Genomic DNA, 21,965 nt, shown 5'->3' on the forward strand with positions numbered 1-21,965 from the left:
CGTTCACATTATTGTTCCATTTTGCGGCCGGTAAATGAGAGGAGCAGGAAAGAAAATAAGACGATGCTGATCGTCCATGCCCAAGCCATCGCCGTATGCCCGGAATCGACCGCCACATAAATGGCTGTCGGCACGGTCTGCGTCTTGCCTGGTATGTTGCCGGCAAGCATAAGCGTCGCTCCGAACTCGCCTAAGCATCTGGCAAAGCCGAGCACGAATGCCGTTAGCAGCGAATGCTTGGCTAGCGGCAGCGTAATATAGCGCATAACCTGCCTCTCGCTGGCACCTGCGGAACGTGCCGATTCTACCAGACTTTTATCGATGGTCAGAAATCCGACCTTCATGGACTGGTAGACAAGCGGGAATGCAACAATGACCGCAGCGATAACCGCTGCGGTCCAAGAGAAAACGATAGGTTGATTGAAAAGCCATTCATAGCTTTTCCCGATCCAGCTTCTGCGGCCAAGCGCCACAAGCAATATAAACCCGACGACGGTCGGAGGCAATACGAGAGGAAGCATGAAAACCGTCTCAACGACGCTCTTGCCCCTGAACGATCGCCGCGCCATGAAGTGCGCGACAATAATGCCGATGATAGCTACCAATATACTAGCCGTCACCGAAACCTTCAGCGATAGCCAAAGCGGTGGCAGCAGCTCATTCCCATTCATAATTGCAAAGGCCTCCCGTGCATATGTGAGATACCTTCCCATTATAAACGAATTAAGCGCCCTCGCCCAGCAAAGAAGTTCGTTGTCCCAGGTAGAGCAGCTTCAACATATGAAGCGCGCGTGTACAACCTACATAAAGAAGCTTCGCGTCGAGCGGTCCGTATGCCGCTTCTCCCGCATCAGCAACGAGCACGGCGTCGAACTCCAGTCCCTTCGATAAGTAGACGGGAACGACCGTCAGGCCGCCTCCATAAGATGGTTGCTTGCTTTGCACAAGGGAGGCTTCAATTCCTTTGTCGATCAAGTAACTATGAATTTGTTCGCATTCATGCGCGGTTCTTCCGATGACCGATATCGTCTCGTAAATGCCCTTCGCCTTCCATTCGCGTACCGTTTGTTCAATCGAAGCAAGCCATTCGCTCTCCTCTGTCCCGATCGTCTCGACCGGGTCGCCGCTCCTGAATACAGGCACGGCTGGCTTTACCCCGCCCGACATCTCGCCTAAGATCAGGTTGGCGAATTCGATAATCTCCATCGTTGAGCGATAGCTCCGGTTAAGCTCGTGGAATCCGGATTGTTCTTCAGGGAATAGTCCCATCAGCTGAGACCAGTGCTGGATTCCCGTGTAAGCATGAATACCTTGCTGCAAGTCGCCGAGTACCGTCATCGACGGCGTTCGTTGGCATAGCTTAAGCGCTTCAAGCTGGAACGGCGAATAATCTTGCGCTTCGTCAATGACGATATGGTCGAAGGACGGCTTATCCAGTCCGTATAGCTGCAGATGGATATAGACGAGCGGCGCGAGGTCTTCGGCAGCGGCGATTCCTTGCTTAAGCCGAGCCGCTGTTTCTGCGGCGATCGCTTTGGGCACGGCTGGATCGGCCTGCTTGCCTTGGAACAGCGAGGCATAAAGCTGAACCGCAGTAAACGACGGTATCTTTTTCACAAAGGCATTAAATTTCGTCAGCGCCTTTGCTCTTACTTTCTTATCGACAACGCCGCGCTGCTTCAGCTCGGATTCGAACCAACGCCGAATTCGGCTGGCTAGCCGGTCGCGCTTCTTCATAACCGTCTCTTCGCCATAATCGGTGTCGTACCACTCGCGCATTTGCGCAGGCGACAGCTCAAGACGATCAAGCGGACTGAACGGAACGGTAGGTACGATGTTTTGCTCGAACGCTGCAATTCGCTTATCTACCATTTCCTTGAAAGCCAAGCTGCCCTTCCATCTTCCGGAAGCAGACTCAATCTCAGATGCCGTTCTGCGTTGTTCGAACCAATATGCCATCGTCTCAGACGGATCGCTTTGCCTAACGGTGTGCTCCAGCAGCTCGATCGCCCAGTCCGAGAACGTCGTCTGCTGGATGTCTCCAACGCCGAGCTCCGGCAGAACGCCGGAAATATAGTCGAGGAACATCCGGTTTGGCGCGAAAATAATCATTCTCTCCGCCCGCATCCGATCCGCGTATTGATAGAGCAGAAATGCGAGACGATGGAGCGCAACGGTCGTTTTACCGCTGCCCGCTACCCCCTGAATGAATAGTGCCTTCGCGCGATCCGCGCGTATGATACGGTCCTGCTCGCCTTGAATGGTAGAAACGATGTCACGAAGCTTATTATCCTTGTTCTCGCCCAAGCGATATAAAAGAAATTCGTCAGTGACCGCTTCTTCTTCTTGGCCTCGCACATAGCTGTCGACCAATCTTACAAGCTCGCCCTGACGAATCATGAAGTTGCGCTTTAAATGAATATAACCCGACACTTCGCCATCGGGCGATTCGAACGTTCCGGGTGCATCTCCGCCCGTGAATGAATAGAATAAGCTGGCTGCCGGCGCTCTCCAGTCGATAACGAGCAGCTCGTTGCTGCCCTGCTTGGCGACGCCTGCTTTGCCTATGTAGAGCGGCATCTGCTTACCATTCGGCAGCTCCTCGAAGTCGATGCGGCCAAAGTACGGCTCGCGGTGCGCGATCTCCAGCCGCTGTCTCCTCTCTTCGCGCTGCAGGTCGAGCATTTGCTCGGTAAAATCGTCTCCCGTATATCGCGGACCGATGGCTCCCAGCTGATCTTCAATATCTTGAATCGAAGCAAAGAGCCGATCCTTTTCCTCTTGTAAGGCACTTTGAACGGTCATTAGTCAGTTACCTCCTAAAAGTAGTCAATAAAAAACGAGTGTCAAATATACCATAGGAAGCTTTCTCGATGCAATGCCCATTTCGCTTGGATTAAACGACAAAACGATAGAGTGCGACTACAAGGGCTACTTGCAGTACGAATATAGCCGGAATTCCGAATACAAAACTATTATGCTTCGTCTTATGCCGCCAGGTACGCATACCAAGCCAAGTTCCGATGCTGCCCCCAATGGCACTCAGCGTGAACAGTCGTTTCTCTGGAACGCGACGACGCTGCTTGACTGCCAGCTTCTTGTCTCTACCCATTAAAGCGAAGGTATACAAATTGATGATCAGCAAATAAGACAATACGATGATGTAACTTATATCCATAGTTTACCTCCACTCTTCTACTAACGATTCTTTTTCCTCAAGTGCCGCGCGGCTTAGCGCGGTTCGTCGGTGCTGCGCCGTATGGATCATCCGGCCAATAATGTTTCGGATACCGCCCCTTCAAATCCTTTTTCACCTCAAAATAAGCCGATTCCCAGAAACTGCGCAAATCCTGCGTCACCTGAACGGGACGTTGAGAGGGGGACAGCAAATGCAGCGTAAGCGGCAGCTTGCCTCTCGCGAGCCTTGGCGTATCCTGGAGGCCGAACATTTCCTGCAGTCTGACTGCTAGCACAGGCGCCGATGGATCACTGTAATCGATCGGAATACGAGATCCGCTTGGCACTGAATAATGGGTCGGCACCTGCTCGTCCAGCTCTTGCATCTGCGCCCATGACAGCATGCCTCCAAGCAGTTGCGCCATATTCAGCCGCTGAAGATCATTACGGCTCTTCATGCCGTAGAGATGCGGCTTCAACCACTCCTCGAGCGTGCTTAGCAGCGCCTCGTCGGTCGCCTCAGGCCAATCCTTCCCGCCAAGCGCCATCAGCTTTATTCTAGCTTGGAGCGCAAGCGCCGGCTTAGTCATAGGAAGCAAACCCATACCCTCCATACGGATTCCAGCGATCAGCGCATCGGCAACCTTCTCTTCGTCAGGACCGGATATCGGCACTTCTCCGAGCACGATTGCGCCTAGCTTCCTTCTTCTGCGGGAACGAACGGCTAGCGCACCGTGATCCCACTCAATCACTTCTTCAATCGTAATGTATGGAGACATAAACGCTTCAATATCAGTCATCGACAAATCTGCCGCAAGCCTGATTCTGCTCTCTGTACCCGTGTCATCTAATTCGCAAGTTGCCAACATCTCGCTTCGAGACAGCGGTTGTACGTCGGGAAGCACGGCCCCTCTTCCACTAGCCAGCAAATATCGGCCATCGCTTCGCCGCTGTGCGATTCGATCCGGGTAGGCCGCAGCAAGAAGAACGCCAAGACTTGGCCGTACGGATAGAGAGGTCGATCGCGATGACGAAGGAATCGAGCCTTGTGAAGTCACGTCGTTGCCTGTTCCATGCTCGGCAACCGAGCGTTTCCATTGCTCAGCTTGCTGTGTCATTCGTCTTACAGCGGCGGCATCCGCTGAAGCACTCTTTCCATTCAACGCGTCAAGACGAAGCCTCATATCCACGCTTCGCTCATTTGGAAGCAAATCTCGCTCGCTGAGCAGTGCTGCCAGCTCGCAGCCTTCGCTTGCACAGCCCCATTCCGCAGCGCGCATTACCATTGCGCCAAGGCGGGGATGCATGCCGAAGCGTGCCAGCTTAAGCCCCTCCGGCGTAGGTTTGCCGTTCGTGTCAAGCGCGCGCAGCTTCTTCAGCAGTTCAATCGCCTGCGCGTATGCCGACTGCGGCGGCGGCGTAAGCCAATCCAGCTCGGCGGGGTCTTGGATCCCCCATACCGCAAGTTCAAGCGCTAACGGCGCAAGATCAGCATCCATAATCTCCGGCATGCTCTGTGCAGGCAGGTACGGATGCTCCTGCTCCGTCCACAGCCTGTAGCAGTGGCCCGGAGCAAGACGGCCAGCACGGCCGCGGCGCTGGTCCGCGGAAGCTTGCGAGACCGCGACCGTCTCCAGCCGAGTCATGCCCGTCCGCGGCGAGAACCGCGGCACGCGCATAAGTCCGCTGTCGACAACAATCGTCACCCCTTGAACCGTCAAGCTTGATTCGGCGATTGATGTCGCAAGCACGATCTTGCGTTCGTTAGGTAAGCATGGCGCGACTGCAGCATCCTGCATCGATAGCGGCATCGTGCCGTAGAGCTCCGCTATGCGCACGCCGGAAGGCAATCCTGCCGCTGCAAGCCAGCTTGCGGTACGACGAATCTCGAGCGCGCCGGGCAAGAAAGCGAGCACATCGCCATCATGGGCATGAAGCGCGCTCACGATCGTGCTGCCGACGGTCTGTTCAATCCGCGCCTCCCGCGAGGGACGTGCGGCCGCATAATGAGTATCAACAGGGAATACTGTTCCCTCCGAGCGAATAATAGGCGCAGCGCCTAATAGTGCGGCAATAGGCTCCACATCGAGTGTTGCGGACATAACAAGAAGCCGCAGCTCCTCACGGAGCAGCGACTGTGATTGCAGGCTAAGCGCCAGACCTAGATCGCCATGCAGATGGCGTTCATGAAATTCATCGAACAGGATCGCGCCAACTTGCTCAAGCGCGGCATCCTCCTGCAGCATCCGGGTCAATACGCCTTCCGTCACGACTTCAATTCGTGTCTTGGCGCTGACCTTCGTTTCAAGCCTTACGCGATAGCCGACCGTCTCCCCCGCTTGTTCGCCAAGCGAGCGAGCCATATATTGCGCTGCTGAGCGAGCCGCAAGTCTTCTCGGCTCAAGCATAACGATGCGCTTGCCGTTCAGCCAAGGCTCATGAAGCATAGCGAGCGGCACTCTTGTCGTCTTGCCAGCCCCCGGCTCGGCGATCAGCACCGCATTAGCGCCGTTCCGGAGCGCTTCGAGCAGTTCAGGCAATACGGCATCGATAGGCAAAGGCTGTTGCTGTTGATTCATGGTGATTCTCCTTAAGTGTTTGCGTAGCAAACACACTTCGTAAGATTATGCTTAGTGTTTGCGTAGCAAACACACACTTCCATTATTTCAATACGCGCAGCATCTGTACCACAGGTCGATTATCGCCCGCGAGCATAGCTTCACTGCTGCGAAGCTGCGATGATCCATCCCCATCGAGGAAGATGCCGCCTGCAAGCTTGCCGTCTCCGACCTTCTCGATGATCGCTTCACGAAACGCTGCAAGCGTCCCTTTCGTCTCACTGACGATTAAGTACAGTCTGCCTTGCGAATCGTACACAACCGCCGAGCGCAGACGGTCATCATTCGGAAAAGGCGCATTCTCGGCGATTGCCCGCCCTTCCCAACCCGCATCGTCTCCAATGCTCATGCTTATGCCGCCCTGCGCCCAGAAGCGCGTATTATCCTTGACTTTAAGCTCAGAGGCTTTGCTTACGATTTGTATATTAAGTTCATCAAGCGCTCCGTCCCAGACGAGAGTGCCGCGAGCATACCTGACATTTTCCGAGCCGTCGCCGTATTTCCCATGCGATCTTCCAACCGGCAAGGAGTCGACAACAGCTATGCTTAGCAATTGCTCGCCATAGAAGAAACCGCCGTTAATGCCCGTATTTTCGGTTAAAGTCACATTGTTATGTATGAGCTCAGGTCGAACGTTCGATGGCTTTGTAGCCAAATAATGAATCTTCATCCCGTTCGCGGCTTCGGCCATTGCATAAGCATATTGCGAAGCTTCATTCTTACCTGCTTCAGCAGAAGGCTTGTCCGCACGCAGCGCGTAGATCATTAATGCAAATAAAACACCGAGCACGATCAATATCGCCAGCATGATGCCGACAACAGCTAATGTCCTTTTCTTTCCCCCGACTTCTTCTGAAGCCTTATTCGTTACCATGTCTGAATCTCCTTGGATGCCATTATTTGAACCAGCCTTTCTTATTAAACCACGCAAACATCGATAAAGCGATCAGCAGCATAAAGCCGAGCAGCCCAAAATACCCCCAGCGCCAATCCAACTCCGGCATCCTATCAAAATTCATGCCATAAATGCCAGCCAGGAAAGTTAATGGCATAAATATAGTCGTAATGACCGTTAACGTCTTCATAATCGAATTCATTCTATTGGAGTTGTACGAGATGTAGCTATCGCGCAGATCGGCCGTCATTTCGCGGCAATTATCAAGCATCTCCGACAGCTTCAACAAATGATCGTAGATGTCGCGATAGAAGGCCAAGTGATGGTTAAGACCCTCGATTCGATCACTATTAACCAATCGATAGAGCAAATCCCTCATTGGAATAATCGTCTTGCGAAGCCGCAGCAACCGTGACCGAATGTTGAATATATCTGCTATTGCTCCATCGCCGGCAACCGTGCCGCTGCTGAGATCCATATCGATGAGCAGCTCTTCTAGCTCCTGAACGGCTGGGAAATATTCATCCACCAGCTTGTCAATAACATGGTACGCCGCACAAATGTGACCGTATTGGCCTGGCTTCGGATTATGCATCAGCTTCAATCTAGCCGACTCGATTTCTTGCGATTGCCCTTGATGGTACGTTACCAGAAACCGGGGACCGATGAACATATTCACTTCATCGACCATCGTCTTCGAACCGTTGAACGCATGCAGAATGAGGAAATGAATATCGTCAAAATGATCCATTTTCGGACGCTGCAACAAGTGGTAGCAATCTTCAATCGCAAGTGGATGAAATTTGAAATGCGTGCTCAGCAGCCTGCTTTCCTCTTCACTGGGCTGATCGAAATCCACCCAGTACCAGGCAAGCTCGGTCGACTCGCTTACTTCCTCCAACGTTAGATCCGTACACCATTTTTTATCTTTCGAAAAACCTACAATGCGAATCAACTTGAAACCTCCTGCCGAACAATATCAAACTTAAACTTTTTCCTATAACGTATAGGCTCGTTTTATTCTACCACATCCGTACAAGGTAGATCATTCTGAATGGCAATATCATATTAACAACATGAAGTCGTTTCAGACTCTTTCCGTAAGCGAATCGCACTTGCTTGCCAACCGTTGTTCGAATCGTTGCCGCTCCTCCAAACTAAGCTCGATAGACCGGAATGCCGCTCTCTTCCTAAGCACGATTTTGAATTCGTCGTTATTCTCAATGATCCCCGTATAATGCGGATTTCGATACAGATGCTCGAACCATTCAGACTCTCTCGCATATCGCTTGAGCTTCAGTAGATATCGCCTCTGTCGATAACTTCCTCTCTTCTCAAACCGATCATTGAATAACAATTCCAAAATCAATTCGAACAGCCCTTCAATTAAAAATCCCATCTTTACGTTATTCCCCTTTCTGACAATTGCGCCTGCTGGGAACATTAATCTATCTCTTCATTGTTAGACTTCTGTTGCGATTTTTTGTATTGCCGATAACGTAAGATCGACATTATTAAGTACCTGATTCCTATGAGCATTGCGATGTAAAGAGGAAACGTTTGTTGAAAAGTAGGCGGCTTGATCCCGTTGCCGACAGGCCCCACCTTCGGCTGTGCCGCATCCCAATAGCCATACCATAAAACGACAATCGGCATAACAATACAAAAGATCGCGCTAGCAAAATAAATCTTATATGAATTCATAAGAACTCCTCCTCTTCACGGAAATGCGTAGTATCAAGACCATATTACCTATACGCATCATAAAATTGGAGGTTTCTTCCTAATTTGAAAGTTAAAGCGGAAATCCAACATGGCAGCTAAGCGACTACAGCCCATGTGCTTTGTATGACTCCATATATTTAACGTGGTTTATTACTTTAATTACACTTGACCATCCAAGCACTTTGCTTACAAAATCGTTAATGCTCAAGCCGGGCATATCGTACGACCGTTCCGTATTCGTTGTGCCAACCGCATCCCTGATCAGCGTTACTTCATAACCTCTGTCAAAAGCAGCTATCGCTGTGAACATGCAACAAAATTCCGTCTCGAAGCCAACTAGAAACAGCTGCTTTACACCTAATCGATCTAGCGTCTGGGACAGATTTGTTTGATAAAACGAGCTTGGTGTCGATTTCTCAATAACCATATCCGCATAGTCTTTTAACGAAGGATGCAGTTCGGAACCAACGGAACTCCTGCATAAAGGACTTTCCTCAGAAGCGTCGATATGCCTCATGAAGATGACGGGATTACCGCTAGCTTTGAAATCCTTAATGATATGCTCCATCCGTAACAACTCGTTTGTAAAATCACCCCATTCAACGATCCCGTTTTGCACGTCAATGACTAATAGCGCCTTCATTTATTCCACCGTCCTTTATTGTGATTAGAAATAAATTCTTGATTGCAGCTCACATTTCCTTCCAGCTCAGCTCGATTGAACATTTTTGAAACCAAAAAAATCTCCTGATTCTCAGGAGACTTAAGTAGTAACTCTAGAACGACACGATAGCGGATAGCTGGCTTCTGGAACTTATTGCTTCATGCCGTGCAGGAGTTCACCGCCGGGTACAAGGCTCAATAGGTGCATTTCGTCGAACTAATCTCAATTGCCACACGGTTGTGAGCTCAATAGTTGCCTTTCATCGAACTAATTGTGCCGATTCGCCACCAACTCACCAAACTAGCCCGTTTAGTTGCCTGATATCGAACTAAACAGGCCGCACGCTTGGTACAAGACTAATTAGTTGCCTAGAATGACACTATTGCGGATTAGCAGGCTTTTGGAGCGTATCGCCTCAGGCCGTGTAGGAGCTTACCTGCTTCCACCCGGCTACTCCTCATGCTGCGTCCGGGTAGCTTCTAACACGGTCTCGTATACCGCCTCGCCAATTGCGCAGCCGATCGTCGTCGCCACTCCAGCATAGGCATGAATCGCTTGCCAACTCGCTCGCTGGCTGACGCCAATGACGATCGCATCGGTCGTCGTCCCCGTCGCAAGCCGGCCATTCGCCGTCTCTACGATACCAAGTTCATGCAGTGCCGCCGCTTTTGCTTCGGTTGCCGTAATAACCGCATTGACCATTGCCGACTCGGTCATCTGTCCGTCAATGAGCAGTACCGTATTAATCGTACCTGGCTCATATGCCGAGAAGGTTTGGCGCGGCAACCCGGCCCGTGCAGCGTTGCGCGTGCCCGACGTCGTGATGCACAGCAGCTTAAACCGATCGCCCTCCAGCTCCTTCACAGACGCATGGGTCAACTTCGCCGCAGTCAACATGCCGATCGTATGCTCAGCCTTGCTTCCCCAACCTTCACAGCGGTGAACAAAGTCCGCGATCGGATCGTCACAGCGATAATCAAGCGGCACCTTCCAGTTCACGATATGATCGGCCCGGGAGAAACCGCCAGGATGAATGGCGCTGCTTAACGCCTGAACCGGTTCTTGCAGGCTCGCTACAATTCGATCGTCCAGCAGCTCCAGACGCAATCCGCTCCAGATGAAAGAATCGTAGACGGTGGAGCCGCTGCGAAACGGCTGACTCATGACCTCACCTGCGCTAAACAGTGTTTGAAGGCTGCCACGAGCGCTTCATTTTGGAATCTTCGTTTGACGGCTACTCGCACATACGTATGATCTAGTCCAGGGAATCGCGAAGCATCTCTAATGAGAACACCTTCCTTGCCCATGGCAAGCTGCAGCATGCTGGCGCTTAAACGCAGCTGTTGCGGGATTCGAAGCAGCAAATAATTCGTTACGCCGTCATTCACCTCGAAGCCAAGCTCCTGCAATTGCTGAACTAGCCATGGACGCTCTTCTGCAAGCCAGTTATGCGTTTGCTTCGCGAACTCCCGCTCTTCTAGAACCGCTTCGCCGATCATCTGCGCAAGCGAATTGACGCTCCATGGCACTTGCAGGCGCTTCAATGCGCTAAGCGATTTCGGAACGCCGACGATATAGCCGAGCCGAATGCCTGGTATGGAATAAAACTTCGTCATCGAACGGATGACGAACAGACGTTCATTCACGGCCGCTTCCCGCACAAGGCTGAACTGCTCCTCCTCAGGGACAAAATCCATGAACGCTTCGTCAACAACGACGTAAGCGCCGCTGTCAAGCAATGCCTTAATGAGCTTTGGATCCACTAATTGACCTGTCGGATTATTAGGCGATCCTAACATATATAAGGAAGCGTTGCTGGCATCGATCGCATTGCCGACAGCTTCCGAATCGAGCTTGAATTGATTGTCGCCGGACAACGCGATTTCATAGATCGATCCGCCGATCTTGCGAACCGCATCCCCATATTCGTCGAAGCACGGAATAGCGAGAGCCGTTACCTGCGGATGAAGTGAGCGAACGACGAGATCGATAAGCTCCGCCGCTCCGTTCCCGATTACGATATTATGCTCATCGATTCCGTGCAGCTGCGACAGCTTCTTGCGCAGGCCGCGAACAGCCGGGTCGGGATAACGATCGATAAGCGTCGCGTATTCAATAAGCACTGTCTTCACCGAGGGCGGCGGTCCTAGCGGATTCATATTGGAGCTGTAATCAAGGAATGTATCCGCTGCTCTGCCGAACGCTTCCTCAGCTGTATGCAGGTCACCGCCATGGCCGTATCTCTCCAACATCCCTTTCCCCCCCTTTCCTACCACATCATGAAAATAAATAATTCGAGCCTAATATAATTACTGCCATTAATAAAATAACAGCCTCTACCGCTTCATTCATTGCACCATATGTATCTCCCGTTAATCCTCCGAGCTTATTTGCTAGCCAAATGGCCAATATGCCCCCTGAAACGAACGTAGACAATAAGCAGGCTAACGTGATGACGATGGACGTCTCAATCGAATTCTGACACACAGCAACGATGAAGAAGGTAATGAGTCCGCCTATAATCAACGATAAGCCAGCCGCCGACTTTCTTACCCCGGCGAAGAGCGCTCCGATTCCATCGCCTTGCCGAGCATTCGGCCAACCTGCAATCGCTATGCCCATCCAAGCACGTCCCCATATCGGTGAAGCGGCAATGATCGGAAGCACAATCTCAAGTCGACCGTCATCCCCTATCAGCTCCGCCAGAAGCGATGCTTTGAGAAGCAGCAGCAATACAGCAGCGAGCACCCCCATCGCTCCTACGCGGCTATCCTTCATAATTTCCAGCATTCGCTCGCGCGAGCGGTGGCTGAGCACGCCATCGGCCGTATCCATCCATCCGTCCATATGAAGCCCGCCACTCAACGCCGTCCATAGTGCCAGCAGCAGCACCGCTGACGGCCAAGGAGGCAGAAAGAGCTGCAGCAGCCACGCAACTCCCGCAACAATGATGCCAATAAAAGCTCCCGCAATCGGAAAGTAGAGGACACTTCGCGTCAACACCGGGGAAGTAAAGGGTATTTGTATGGGGATAGGAAACCGTGTCAGAAATTGAAAAGCCGCAACAAGCGCCTGCCCGTGCAGCTTCAGCTTATGAGCAGCCATGCTGTGATCACTCCTGCCAATAGAATAACGCTGACACCGTACAACAAACGTATCGTCAGCACAATATCGTCTGGCTTCAACGGGCGCAGCGGCCAGCCCATTCGCGCGCGTTCGCTGGTCACCCCGAAGTAGACGTTCGTCCCGCCGAGCTCAACGCCTATGGCTCCGGCTGCAGCAGACTCCGGAATGCCGCTGTTCGGACTCGGGTGCCGGCGAGCGAAGACGAGCATCGACTTCACGGCCCTAATTGCCTTCATCTTAGGCAGGAGCAGCGCCGATAACGCCATCAAAGCTCCCGTAAGCCGAGCAGGTATATAATTCAACACATCGTCGGTACGAGCCGAGCACCAGCCGAAATGCCGGTATTTATCGTTCCGATAGCCGACCATGGAATCGAGTGTATTCGCCGCGCGATAAAGCATAGCTAGCGGCGCGCCTCCCAACAAAGCAAATACGAGAGGCGACACTAGAGCATCGACCGTATTTTCGGCTACCGTCTCAATAGCGGCCCTGGACGCTTCGCCTTCATCCAACTGCGTCGTATCCCGCCCAACGATATAACCGACATATTTCCGGGCTTCATCCAATCTGCCGGCGACTAACGGCTTATAGACAAGCATAGCCGCCTCCTTGAGCCCTTTTACTGCAATCGTTGTCGAGATGAACCATGCGCTAACCGCATATCCGAACCAAAGATGGATCGCATCGGCTACCTCTACGATGATCGCCATGATTAGCCAACTAGCAGCGAGAACGGCAACGGTTAACACAATGCCGAGCATCTTGACCCTAGTTGGCCGATTGGAGTATCGCTCAGGCGCGAGCCATCGCTCCAGCAGCCGAATAAGACGGCCGATCCATATGACTGGGTGCGTCGGCCATTTCGGATCGCCGACGATCCAATCGATCACAATCGCCGCAGCAACCAGAGCAAGCAGCTCCGGCATGGAATAGAAGCTCATAGCTGCTCCCATCTGAACGCTATCGTTTTCAAGTCAACCGGAATGCCTGCTGTTACGAGAAATACGCGCTCGCACACCGCGGCAATACGTTGGTTCATCCGTCCGGCTTCGTCCCGGAACGCTCTGCCCAGCGGATACTCCGGCACGATACCGTCACCGACCTCATTCGTCACAATGATGAGCGGATAAGGATACCTCTCGATTGCAGCTACGAGCTTCGTTATCTCCTGCTCTAGTCGCTGATCGCCAAGCATTTCGTAATCGACGCGAAGCATCCAATTCGTGAGCCAAAGCGTCAAACAATCCAGCAGGAGCGCAGGGACAGTCTGTGCAGCGTCCTGCTCGTATTCCCCGAATTCAGTCCGAAGCTTATCGATCAGATCCGCTGCTTCATACGGTTCCTCGAGCGTCGTCCAAGCGTAGCCCGTGCCTTCACGGTCTTGCTGATGCCTCGCGATACGATCATTCATCTCTTCGTCATACGATTGGCAGGTCGCAATATAGACACCATGATTGCCGGTTCTCATTGCATATTGCTCGGCGAAGCTGCTCTTGCCGCTGCGAGCGCCGCCCGTTACGAGTATGGCCACATCATTCACCTACCCTTTGGACACGCCGGCGCTCTCGAATGTCGCCATCTCTTGCATCAGCTTCAGCGCAGCGTCTATGAAATGAAAGCTTAATACGGCGCCCGTTCCCTCGCCAAGACGCATCTCCAGCTGAATCATCGGCGACAAACCAATAGCTGCCAACAGCTTTAAATGTCCTTGCTCGTGTGAAAGATGTGATGCAAGCATATACGGCTTCGCCTGTTCCGTGATCCGCGAAGCTACAAGCGCCGCCGCAGAAGAGATGAAGCCGTCTATCACGACAGGACAGCCGTTAGCCGCAGCTCCGATAATTACGCCAACCAAGCCGGCAATCTCAGCGCCGCCGACTTTGGCAAGCACATCAATCGGATCGGAAGAATCGGGGTTATTAACCGCGATCGAACATTTTACAACCTCGATCTTGCGTACTCTCGCCTCATCGTTAATGCCTGTTCCTCTTCCTACAGACTGCTCCGGCGAAAGACCCGTCAGCACACTCGCGATTGCCGAGCTAGCCGTCGTATTGCCGATGCCCATCTCGCCCGTTGCGAATACCCGAACACCTGCCGCTGCCTGCTCATCGACGAGCTCGATACCTGCCGCTATCGCTTGAAGCGCTTGCTCTCTCGTCATTGCCGGCCCCTTCGCCATATTAGCCGTTCCGTGAACGACTTTGCGGCTAACGAGCTTCGGATGCTCCAGATCGGCGTTGACGCCTATATCAACGCAAATCACATCCGCGCCGGCTTGCCGTGCGAGCACATTAACGGCAGCGCCGCCATTCAGAAAGTTGAGCACCATCTGCGGCGTCACTGCAGGAGGAAATGCGCTAACCCCTTCCTCGCATACACCATGATCGCCCGCCATAACAATGACCGTCTTGCGGGTCATATCCGGCCATAGTTGACCCGATATGCCAGCAAGCTGACAAGCGATGGCTTCCAGCTTGCCAAGACTGCCGGGAGGTTTCGTCAAGCTGTCCGAATGTTGCTGTGCCTGCTCTGCAGCTTTGTGATCGAATTCCCGTATGCGGGAGACCGCTGATTCCAGCGTATCCTGCCATTTGTTATTCATGTTCTTGCTCCCCTCTTTATTTCCGAAATCCGCATATATTCGTTAGACCGAAGCGCTAGGCTGCAGCATAATTTGCGGCATGCCCGTTACCGGATGCGGCACGATAGTTGTTGTTGTTTCATATACCTTTTCAATTAACGACGTTGTCAGCACTTCCTTAGGCGTTCCGACGGCAGCAATCTTCCCTTCATGCAGGACGACGAGCTCATCGCAATATAACGAAGCCAAGTTAAGATCATGCAATACGGCAATAACGGTTAATCCGCGCTCCCGCTGCCATGACCTCACGGTATCCAGCAATTGCACTTGGTACCCGATATCCAAATACGTTGTCGGCTCATCAAGCAATATGATCGACGGTTCCTGCACCATCAGCTTCGCAAGCGCAACACGCTGCCGTTCTCCGCCGCTTAGTTGATCCATCCTGCGTCCCTGCAGTCCAGTCAGACCCATAGCCTCGAGCGCCTTATCGATGATATCCGCCGGATCACTCTCCTCATTGCCAAGCCAGCTCTGATACGGATAACGCCCCATGCCAACGACCTCACGCACCGTAAACCCGACCGGGGGCAATCCGCCCTGCTGCAATACGGCCATCTTGCGTGCCAATGTTTTGCGCGGCAACGATACGATTGGCTCGCCTGCCAGCAGCACTTCGCCTTTCGCTGCCCTATCAACGCCGGACAGCAGATGAAGCAGCGTTGACTTGCCGACCCCGTTAGGCCCTATAATGCCATAGATCTTGCCTTCCGCGAATGAGCAGTCGAGCTCATGAAGCACCGTTCGGCCCTGAATTGTCTGTACAATTCCTTTTGCCTCCAAGATAGCTATAGCTGACCGCCTCCATTCATCTTGCGCCGATGGAGCAGATAGGCAAAGAACGGCGCGCCGATCAGCGCCGTCACGACGCCTAGCGGAATTTCCCTCGGGCTAAGCGCATTGCGCGCGAGCGTATCCGCCCACAAAACGAATATGCCGCCTCCAATAGCCGCAAGCGGCGTAATCAGCCTATAATCCGGACCCACGAGCAAACGGATCAAGTGGGGTACTACGAGCCCGACGAAGCCGATAACGCCTGAAACGGATACGGCAGCTGCCGTAAGCAGCGTAGATGCGATCAGCACGATCAGCTTCGTACGCTCCACGCGAACGCCGGCATGGGCGGCGTGGCGTTCGCCTAGAACGAATAAATTGAGCGATTGGCTATAGATGAGAATAATAGGGAATCCGATGACAAGAAACGGAATGAGCATATATACATTGTCCCAGTTGCGCATCGCAAGCGAACCCATTAACCAGAACAAAATTTGATTGACGACGCCTTCAGACAGCGACACCATGAACGATACGAAAGCGCCTAAGAAGGCTTGAATGATGACACCGGATAAAATAAGCGTTTCAATATGCATCGCCCCTTTGCTTCGCGATAGCCAGAATACGCCAAACAACGTGATGCTTCCCGTCAGAAACGCGACAAGAGGAATCGTCCACATGCCTAAAGCCATCTGGAGTCCGAACAAAATAATAAAGGCAGCGCCTACCGAGCTTCCTGAGGCGACGCCTAACGTATACGGATCGGCAAGCGGATTGCGCAGCACGCCTTGGAAACCCGTACCCGCAAGCGCTAGACAAGCGCCGACGAGGACGGCAAGCAGCACGCGGGACAGCCTTACCTGCGTAACAATGGCTACTTCGCCTTTGGTATAGAGGTCTTCGCCCCCTTTCACCCACGGAAGCTCGTGAATAAGAATGCCCCATACCTTGCTTACCGTAAGACCCGACGTACCAATAGAAAGACTTATGATCATAGAAACGGCAAGAAGGAGCAAAGCTGCTCCTCCATAAATGATACCTTTATGTTTCATTGCTTATTTGACGAGATCCGGGTGAATAACCTTCGCTAGCTCAAGCAATCCATCGGCGAGACGCGGACCTACGCGTACGAGCGGGTCTTCTGTCACGGCGAACATTTGCTTGTTCTTCACTGCATCGATAACGTCCCAACCAGGACGGCTCTCAATACCGGCTACAATCGGATTCGGCTCCTCCTTCCACGCTGGGTACACAATCAGTTGCGGATTTTTGGCAACGACCTCTTCCGCGTTCACCTCGAACCACCCTTGACTTCCGGCTGCCACATTCGTTCCGCCAGCTAGCGTCAGCAGTTCATCGAGGAACGTGCCAGAACCCACCGTCCAGCCGGGCGAGAATTCCAAATACACATTTTTCTTCTCTGCGTCTTTCACTGCGTCCGTTACCTGCTGCTTCACTTGAATCATATGGTCAGCAACTGTGGCAGCTTCCGCTTGTCTATTCATAATTTTACCTAAAGTATCGATTTTGGCAACTACTGCGTCATAAGTTAGCGGATCCGTTGCGTATACAGGGATATTAAGCTCGCGAAGCTGCTTAATCGCATCCACGTTCATCGATGATGAAGCAATGACCAGATCCGGATTGAGACCCGTAACCACCTCAATATTCGTCGTCATATCGCCTACGAGTTGCTTAGCTACTGCCGCTTCCGGATAGTTGCTATAGCTGTCCACACCAACGACCTGCTCTCCGGATCCGATCGCATAGATCGTTTCCGTCTCGCTTGGCGCCAGCGAAACGATCTTCGTAGGTGCTTGCGCGAATGTAATTTCCGTTCCCGTATCGTCCTTCACCGTAAGCGGATATTCCGTAGTTGCTGCGTTTTCCTGTTCGTTGTCAGGCGCGTTCGTCGGCGCTTTCGTAGCAGCATTCGATGGCTGATTCGATGCTTGCCCCTCATTATTGGTGTTCGCTCCGCAAGCAGTCATGATGACGAGCATCATCGCCAGCAGCAGCCCAATCCAAGCTTTGTTCATCTTATTCATTAATTAACACACTCCTAAACGTTCTATTTATCTAGCAAATCGGTATTACTCGTTATAGCTGTTACATTCGAATAAAACATGATGTTACTTTTAGCCTGTATTTCATACAGCCTAATCGGGAACAATCGACCTTTACTTGACGCTTGATTGTAAAGCATTTAGTCAAAATCGACATTTTGGCCCCTTGTCGCGCTTCCCCGTCCATTTGGCTGCACAATATCCAATCAAACTTAGATATGGACGCGTTACAAGCCTTTTACTTGTATAAAATCCAATCAAAAGGCACTACTTGATAAGATTTAAACATCAAAAAAAGCATTTCCGACGTCTTGTCAGAAATGCTGCGCGAATTCCGCTTCCAAAGCGGCAAATAGCTACTACTCGTGTGCAACACCTCCTAGTTCCTCGTAGGATTCAGCGTTAATAAGCAGGCAGGTCTCCTGACTTGGAATATATGCCATCGGCGTCTTCCCGAGCGTCCAAGCTCAGTGACAATATGCCGCGGCATCGGCCTTGCAACGAGAGCAGTCGCTCTCCGGCCATTCCTTACAGTGGCGGGTCCGCGCCGGATTCTCACCGGCTTCCCTATTAAGTCGGAGTGGTTGTTTAAGCAGCATTCAAGCTGTTCATATAAACCTTCTCGACACCTAGTTATTTTCTATGAAATTGTCAGATGTAACTATACACATCTTCCAATCTTTTGTCTATCCCTATCGCCAAAGTCAGACTATTGTTGAACGTCGCCGGCGTTCTTTCATCCCGCTGCGCCGCATAGGTAACTAAAGACGCTGTTAATTGGTTTCTTGCCTACAAAAAAAGATACAGAAAGGTGCGCTTATGATAAACTCTGACGAATCAATAGTAACGACCCGAGCACGAACGCCACTTCTTAAGTGGTCGCTCGCCTTGCTTGCCGCTGCCGTCATCATCACCGCTGCGTTCGCGTGGCTGCAAACGACGGAAGCTGCCCCACCTGCCGTCACGGAGCATTCCTTCGAAGAAGGCTCATTGACGTGGGAGATCGGCCGCTATCCGGCCAAAGTGCTCGATCTGAATGATTTTCGCCTCAGTCTTAGAAATTCCGAGGGAGCGCCGTTACGTAACGCTGAGTTATCCATCGTGTTAGATATGATCGGAATGAACTGCGGCAATTACAGCTTCAAGTTAACCGAGACCGCTCCCGGCGTCTACGAGGGCGAAGGCATGCCGTTGATGGCTGGAACGTGGAAAGCAACGTTGACGCTGGATACGGCGGATGGCAACTATATCCTTGCAAGGCGGCTCTCTGCCGTCCACTGATGATCGTTACCATAACCACGGCGAAATGCTCGGAATGACGCCGTTCACGGCCAATCCCCGCATAATGGACAATAGCCCTACAGCAATTGCCGTTACTACGCCTGCCTTGCGCATGAATCTTCTCCAGCGCCTGCCGGCGAAAGCAGCGATAGAAGCCGCGGCAGCTAGCGCCGGGAACGTAGATAGTCCGAAGATAGCCATGATGGCCGCGCCTTCCAATGGCGAGCCGCTGGCCGCAGCGTTCATCTGCATCGCATAGGTCAAGCCGCAAGGCAGGAAGCCGAAAGCAATGCCCGTCGCAAGCAAATGCGTAGTTTCGCTGGCAGGTGACTTCCCTGTTCTGCCGACCAACCGCTTATGCAGCAAAGCAGACAGCTTGCCCATAAGCGGCAGTTGAAACCTGCGCCATAACCATAATAATACGAAGCAGCCGCCTACGATTGAAGCAATGCCTTGAATGCCCGCAAGCTTGCCGGCGAGATCGACGAATGAGCCGACTGCGCCCATAACTGCGCCAAGCACCGTATAAGACGTGATGCGACCTGCATTGTACAGCAGCATGGAACGGCGGGCTGACACTGTCGATTGAAGCGATACGGTCGACACGATGCCTCCGCACATGCCGATGCAATGCGGTGCGCTGAACAGTCCTGTCAGCACGATTAAGCCGATCAGATTCCACGTAAGCGTCATCGACGTCTCCGTTCCTCGCGCTTAATTTGGCCGCCTAGCCGAAGCGCGTTGCCGACGACCGATACGGAGCTCAGCGCCATCGCCGTTCCGGCCATCCAAGGCTTAAGCATGCCGAGCGCCGCGAACGGAATGATGATGCCGTTATAGAGGAAGGCGAAAGCGAGATTTTGCCGCACGTTGCGAAGCGTTAATCTGCTAATTCGAATGGCTCCAGGAATGGCGAGCAATCGCGAATTAAGCAGCGACAGATGTCCGGCTGCGAGCGCCGCATCCGTCCCGTTGCCCATCGCGATGCCGACATCGGAGGATGCGAGCGCCGGCGCATCATTCCAGCCGTCTCCGGCCATAGCGACTCGCTTGCCCCGATCCTTCAACCGCTCGACAAGCGACTGCTTTGCTTCGGGCAGCATGGAAGCGTGCACCTCGGTAATCCCAGCTGCCTTTGCCGCAGCCCGGGCAGGCGCTTCCCGATCCCCTGTCGCCAGCAGAATCGAAACGCCAAGCGATCGTAAATCCCTGACGACCGATCTGGCGTCGGATTTCACCGAATCAATAAGGGCAATCATAGCTACGCATTCATCATTAATAGCGATGAACAGTACCGTCTCCCCAGCTGCTTCCTTGCTCTTCGCGAACTTCTCTCCCTCTTCGCTGACCAGCCAGCCCCGCGACTTCGCGAAGCCCGCATTGCCGACGCCGACCTGCTGCTTATTGACCATGGCAACAACTCCGCCGCCGGGCGTATACACTTGGCTCTCGGGCATAGGTATGACAAGACCTGTCTTCGCCGCTTCTTGACGGATTGCAGCCGCTAGCGGATGCGAAGATGCCGATTCCGCGGCCGCTGCAAGACGGAGCGCCGAAGAGCGGCTGCCCTTGAGCGGTTGGAGCGCGCTTACTCTCGGCTTGCCCTCGGTCAATGTACCCGTCTTGTCGAATATAACGGTATCGATCAGAGCAAGACGCTCCAGCGCTCCCGCTTCCTTCGCGACGATGCCTTGCTTCGCCAGACGGCCCGAGGCCAGCACGAGCGAGATCGGAGCAGCCAGCCCKAGCGCACACGGACAAGCAGCCAGCAACACGGCGATGGAGCTGACGAACGCCCGGCTCCAATTGCCTGGATCAAGCACAGCGCTCCATAGGATGAAGGTAAGTGCAGCTAGCAGCAGCATTAGCGGTACGAACCAGCCAGCGGCCGCATCCACATTGCGTTGGATCGACGACTTGGACCGCTGTGCTTGCCTGACAAGCTCGCCGATTCGGCTCAGCAGCGTATCATGGCCGGCAGCCTTCGTCCATATGCGGAGCCGGCCGCCGACATTGCGCGTGCCTGCCCAGATGGAATCGCCCTCACGTTTCGCAACGGGCGTACTCTCCCCTGTCAACAGCGCTTCATCGGCAGATGAGTCACCCGAGATAACCGTTCCGTCAACCGGCACAAGTTCGCCGGCTTCGACGATAACCGTATCGCCCGCTCGCACGAACTCCGTACGAAGCTGCGTCACTAGGCCGGCGCGCTCAACGGCAGCCGTCTGGCTTTGAAGGGTGGCATAGCCGGCTGTATTGAGGTTCGCCTTTAACGAAGCGGAAGCTTCGATGTATTTGCCAAGCAACACGGCGGTAATGACAACCGCAGACGTCTCGAAATATAGCGCGGGCATCTCTGCCCCAAAGCTCGAAGCGCTTAACAGATCCTGCTGGAACACGATGTAATGGCTGTACAGATAAGCTGCAGTCGTGCCTACGGCAACGAGCACGTCCATATTGGCGCTCTTCTGCCTAAGCGCATAATAAGCGCCGAAGTAGAAGGGCATGCCGATAACGAATTGAAGCACCGTCGCTAGCACCAGCTGCAGCCAAGGCAATGTCAGCCATGCAGGTATATAAGCAGCAAGCGGCGATAAGATTGGCAAATGGTGAACCATAGTAAGCAGCAGAGGCAGTGTCAGCAGGAGCGAGACGATTAATCGAAGCTTTAGTATCGCATGCTCCTTGCGCAGACCCGTATCGCCATGCTCGCTTAATGAAGCCGTGAAGCCAAGCTGGCTTACGCGCTCGGCGATTTGCTCGGGACTTACCCGCTCTGGCGAGAATTGCACCCAAGCGGTGCGCAGCGGGAAGCTTACTGCCGCTTCATAGACGCCTTCCATCTTCCCTACCGACTTCTCTATTCGTGCCGCGCAAGCGGAACAGCTCATTCCCTGCACGGCAAAGTCGATCATTATTCCGTTATCCGGCGAATTCATTGAACCCGCCTCCTTCCATTCCGCATTAAACGACCGATGCCTGTACCCATCTGGGT

The 21,965-nt window shown here is 53.0% G+C and carries 21 protein-coding genes and 1 riboswitch; of the genes, 1 reads left to right on the forward strand and 20 read right to left on the reverse strand.

What is annotated here, in order from left to right:
* Positions 1 to 8 precede the first annotated feature (8 nt).
* From modB to AC1DF0_RS19925, 18 genes are all read right to left on the reverse strand, one after another.
* Positions 9 to 671, reverse strand: coding sequence for a molybdate ABC transporter permease subunit (modB, locus tag AC1DF0_RS19840; RefSeq protein WP_442049126.1), 663 nt, complete (start codon positions 669 to 671; stop codon positions 9 to 11).
* Between the two features lie 52 nt (positions 672 to 723).
* Complete coding sequence (locus AC1DF0_RS19845; RefSeq protein WP_442049127.1) at positions 724 to 2,805, reverse strand: HelD family protein; 2,082 nt, start codon at positions 2,803 to 2,805, stop codon at positions 724 to 726.
* 91 nt (positions 2,806 to 2,896) lie between these two features.
* Positions 2,897 to 3,178, reverse strand: a complete 282-nt coding sequence (locus tag AC1DF0_RS19850) for a DUF1294 domain-containing protein (RefSeq protein WP_477575075.1) — start codon at positions 3,176 to 3,178, stop codon at positions 2,897 to 2,899.
* A 37-nt stretch (positions 3,179 to 3,215) separates the two neighbouring features.
* Positions 3,216 to 5,756 (reverse strand): ATP-dependent helicase HrpB, encoded by a 2,541-nt coding sequence (gene hrpB, locus AC1DF0_RS19855; protein WP_477575076.1) that lies wholly within the window; start codon positions 5,754 to 5,756, stop codon positions 3,216 to 3,218.
* Positions 5,757 to 5,838: 82 nt separating this feature from the next.
* On the reverse strand, positions 5,839 to 6,669 hold the full coding sequence (locus AC1DF0_RS19860; protein WP_477575077.1) for a hypothetical protein: 831 nt from the start codon (positions 6,667 to 6,669) through the stop codon (positions 5,839 to 5,841).
* A gap of 22 nt (positions 6,670 to 6,691) precedes the next feature.
* Positions 6,692 to 7,645 (reverse strand): magnesium/cobalt transporter CorA, encoded by a 954-nt coding sequence (gene corA / locus AC1DF0_RS19865; RefSeq protein ID WP_442049131.1) that lies wholly within the window; start codon positions 7,643 to 7,645, stop codon positions 6,692 to 6,694.
* Positions 7,646 to 7,777: 132 nt separating this feature from the next.
* The gene (locus AC1DF0_RS19870; RefSeq protein ID WP_442049132.1) at positions 7,778 to 8,089 is read right to left on the reverse strand and encodes a hypothetical protein; all 312 of its coding nucleotides are present in this window, start codon (positions 8,087 to 8,089) and stop codon (positions 7,778 to 7,780) included.
* 44 nt (positions 8,090 to 8,133) lie between these two features.
* Entirely contained in the window at positions 8,134 to 8,394 is a 261-nt protein-coding gene (locus AC1DF0_RS19875) for a hypothetical protein (protein WP_477575078.1), read from the reverse strand.
* A 124-nt stretch (positions 8,395 to 8,518) separates the two neighbouring features.
* Positions 8,519 to 9,058 (reverse strand): cysteine hydrolase family protein, encoded by a 540-nt coding sequence (locus AC1DF0_RS19880; RefSeq protein ID WP_477575079.1) that lies wholly within the window; start codon positions 9,056 to 9,058, stop codon positions 8,519 to 8,521.
* Positions 9,059 to 9,529: 471 nt separating this feature from the next.
* Positions 9,530 to 10,243, reverse strand: a complete 714-nt coding sequence (locus AC1DF0_RS19885) for an adenosylcobinamide amidohydrolase (RefSeq protein WP_477575080.1) — start codon at positions 10,241 to 10,243, stop codon at positions 9,530 to 9,532.
* Positions 10,240 to 11,331 (reverse strand): threonine-phosphate decarboxylase CobD, encoded by a 1,092-nt coding sequence (gene cobD / locus AC1DF0_RS19890; RefSeq protein ID WP_477575081.1) that lies wholly within the window; start codon positions 11,329 to 11,331, stop codon positions 10,240 to 10,242. The genes AC1DF0_RS19885 and cobD overlap by 4 nt, the downstream gene beginning before the upstream one ends.
* Before the next feature lie 25 nt (positions 11,332 to 11,356).
* Positions 11,357 to 12,184, reverse strand: a complete 828-nt coding sequence (cobS, locus tag AC1DF0_RS19895; protein ID WP_477575082.1) for an adenosylcobinamide-GDP ribazoletransferase — start codon at positions 12,182 to 12,184, stop codon at positions 11,357 to 11,359.
* The gene (gene cbiB / locus AC1DF0_RS19900) at positions 12,166 to 13,146 is read right to left on the reverse strand and encodes an adenosylcobinamide-phosphate synthase CbiB (protein WP_477575083.1); all 981 of its coding nucleotides are present in this window, start codon (positions 13,144 to 13,146) and stop codon (positions 12,166 to 12,168) included. The genes cobS and cbiB overlap by 19 nt, the downstream gene beginning before the upstream one ends.
* On the reverse strand, positions 13,143 to 13,736 hold the full coding sequence (gene cobU / locus AC1DF0_RS19905; RefSeq protein ID WP_477575084.1) for a bifunctional adenosylcobinamide kinase/adenosylcobinamide-phosphate guanylyltransferase: 594 nt from the start codon (positions 13,734 to 13,736) through the stop codon (positions 13,143 to 13,145). Before cobU ends, cbiB begins: the two co-directional genes overlap by 4 nt.
* A 9-nt stretch (positions 13,737 to 13,745) precedes the next feature.
* A complete protein-coding gene (gene cobT, locus AC1DF0_RS19910) occupies positions 13,746 to 14,810 on the reverse strand; it encodes a nicotinate-nucleotide--dimethylbenzimidazole phosphoribosyltransferase (protein ID WP_477575085.1) in 1,065 nt (354 codons plus the stop codon).
* Between the two features lie 42 nt (positions 14,811 to 14,852).
* Positions 14,853 to 15,632: an ABC transporter ATP-binding protein gene (locus AC1DF0_RS19915; RefSeq protein WP_477575086.1), complete on the reverse strand. Its 780-nt coding sequence runs from the start codon at positions 15,630 to 15,632 to the stop codon at positions 14,853 to 14,855.
* Positions 15,633 to 15,637: 5 nt separating this feature from the next.
* Positions 15,638 to 16,675, reverse strand: coding sequence for a FecCD family ABC transporter permease (locus AC1DF0_RS19920; protein WP_477575087.1), 1,038 nt, complete (start codon positions 16,673 to 16,675; stop codon positions 15,638 to 15,640).
* A 3-nt stretch (positions 16,676 to 16,678) separates the two neighbouring features.
* Positions 16,679 to 17,671, reverse strand: coding sequence for an ABC transporter substrate-binding protein (locus AC1DF0_RS19925; protein WP_477575088.1), 993 nt, complete (start codon positions 17,669 to 17,671; stop codon positions 16,679 to 16,681).
* 413 nt (positions 17,672 to 18,084) lie between these two features.
* Positions 18,085 to 18,326: riboswitch (cobalamin riboswitch) on the reverse strand.
* A 182-nt stretch (positions 18,327 to 18,508) separates the two neighbouring features.
* Between AC1DF0_RS19925 and AC1DF0_RS19930 the strand changes: the two genes are divergently transcribed.
* A complete protein-coding gene (locus AC1DF0_RS19930) occupies positions 18,509 to 18,970 on the forward strand; it encodes a hypothetical protein (RefSeq protein ID WP_477575089.1) in 462 nt (153 codons plus the stop codon).
* 6 nt (positions 18,971 to 18,976) lie between these two features.
* Here the strand turns inward: AC1DF0_RS19930 and AC1DF0_RS19935 are convergent, their stop codons facing one another.
* Both AC1DF0_RS19935 and AC1DF0_RS19940 read right to left on the reverse strand, forming a co-directional pair.
* A complete protein-coding gene (locus AC1DF0_RS19935) occupies positions 18,977 to 19,663 on the reverse strand; it encodes a sulfite exporter TauE/SafE family protein (RefSeq protein WP_442050845.1) in 687 nt (228 codons plus the stop codon).
* Positions 19,660 to 21,909 (reverse strand): heavy metal translocating P-type ATPase, encoded by a 2,250-nt coding sequence (locus AC1DF0_RS19940; RefSeq protein WP_477575090.1) that lies wholly within the window; start codon positions 21,907 to 21,909, stop codon positions 19,660 to 19,662. Before AC1DF0_RS19940 ends, AC1DF0_RS19935 begins: the two co-directional genes overlap by 4 nt.
* Positions 21,910 to 21,965 lie beyond the last annotated feature (56 nt).

The organism is Paenibacillus sp. 05T425 (assembly GCF_056396205.1).

Excerpts from the sequence above, each read along its gene's own strand:
- modB (WP_442049126.1), bottom strand. The coding sequence starts at position 671 with ATGAATGGGAATGAGCTGCTGCCACCGCTTTGGCTATCGCTGAAGGTT.
- AC1DF0_RS19845 (WP_442049127.1), bottom strand. The coding sequence starts at position 2,805 with ATGACCGTTCAAAGTGCCTTACAAGAGGAAAAGGATCGGCTCTTTGCT.
- AC1DF0_RS19850 (WP_477575075.1), bottom strand. The coding sequence starts at position 3,178 with ATGGATATAAGTTACATCATCGTATTGTCTTATTTGCTGATCATCAAT.
- hrpB (WP_477575076.1), bottom strand. The coding sequence starts at position 5,756 with ATGAATCAACAGCAACAGCCTTTGCCTATCGATGCCGTATTGCCTGAA.
- AC1DF0_RS19860 (WP_477575077.1), bottom strand. The coding sequence starts at position 6,669 with ATGGTAACGAATAAGGCTTCAGAAGAAGTCGGGGGAAAGAAAAGGACA.
- AC1DF0_RS19870 (WP_442049132.1), bottom strand. The coding sequence starts at position 8,089 with ATGGGATTTTTAATTGAAGGGCTGTTCGAATTGATTTTGGAATTGTTA.
- AC1DF0_RS19875 (WP_477575078.1), bottom strand. The coding sequence starts at position 8,394 with ATGAATTCATATAAGATTTATTTTGCTAGCGCGATCTTTTGTATTGTT.
- AC1DF0_RS19880 (WP_477575079.1), bottom strand. The coding sequence starts at position 9,058 with ATGAAGGCGCTATTAGTCATTGACGTGCAAAACGGGATCGTTGAATGG.
- AC1DF0_RS19885 (WP_477575080.1), bottom strand. The coding sequence starts at position 10,243 with ATGAGTCAGCCGTTTCGCAGCGGCTCCACCGTCTACGATTCTTTCATC.
- cobD (WP_477575081.1), bottom strand. The coding sequence starts at position 11,331 with ATGTTGGAGAGATACGGCCATGGCGGTGACCTGCATACAGCTGAGGAA.
- cobS (WP_477575082.1), bottom strand. The coding sequence starts at position 12,184 with ATGGCTGCTCATAAGCTGAAGCTGCACGGGCAGGCGCTTGTTGCGGCT.
- cbiB (WP_477575083.1), bottom strand. The coding sequence starts at position 13,146 with ATGAGCTTCTATTCCATGCCGGAGCTGCTTGCTCTGGTTGCTGCGGCG.
- cobT (WP_477575085.1), bottom strand. The coding sequence starts at position 14,810 with ATGAATAACAAATGGCAGGATACGCTGGAATCAGCGGTCTCCCGCATA.
- AC1DF0_RS19920 (WP_477575087.1), bottom strand. The coding sequence starts at position 16,675 with ATGAAACATAAAGGTATCATTTATGGAGGAGCAGCTTTGCTCCTTCTT.
- AC1DF0_RS19925 (WP_477575088.1), bottom strand. The coding sequence starts at position 17,671 with ATGAATAAGATGAACAAAGCTTGGATTGGGCTGCTGCTGGCGATGATG.
- AC1DF0_RS19930 (WP_477575089.1), top strand. The coding sequence starts at position 18,509 with ATGATAAACTCTGACGAATCAATAGTAACGACCCGAGCACGAACGCCA.
- AC1DF0_RS19935 (WP_442050845.1), bottom strand. The coding sequence starts at position 19,663 with ATGACGCTTACGTGGAATCTGATCGGCTTAATCGTGCTGACAGGACTG.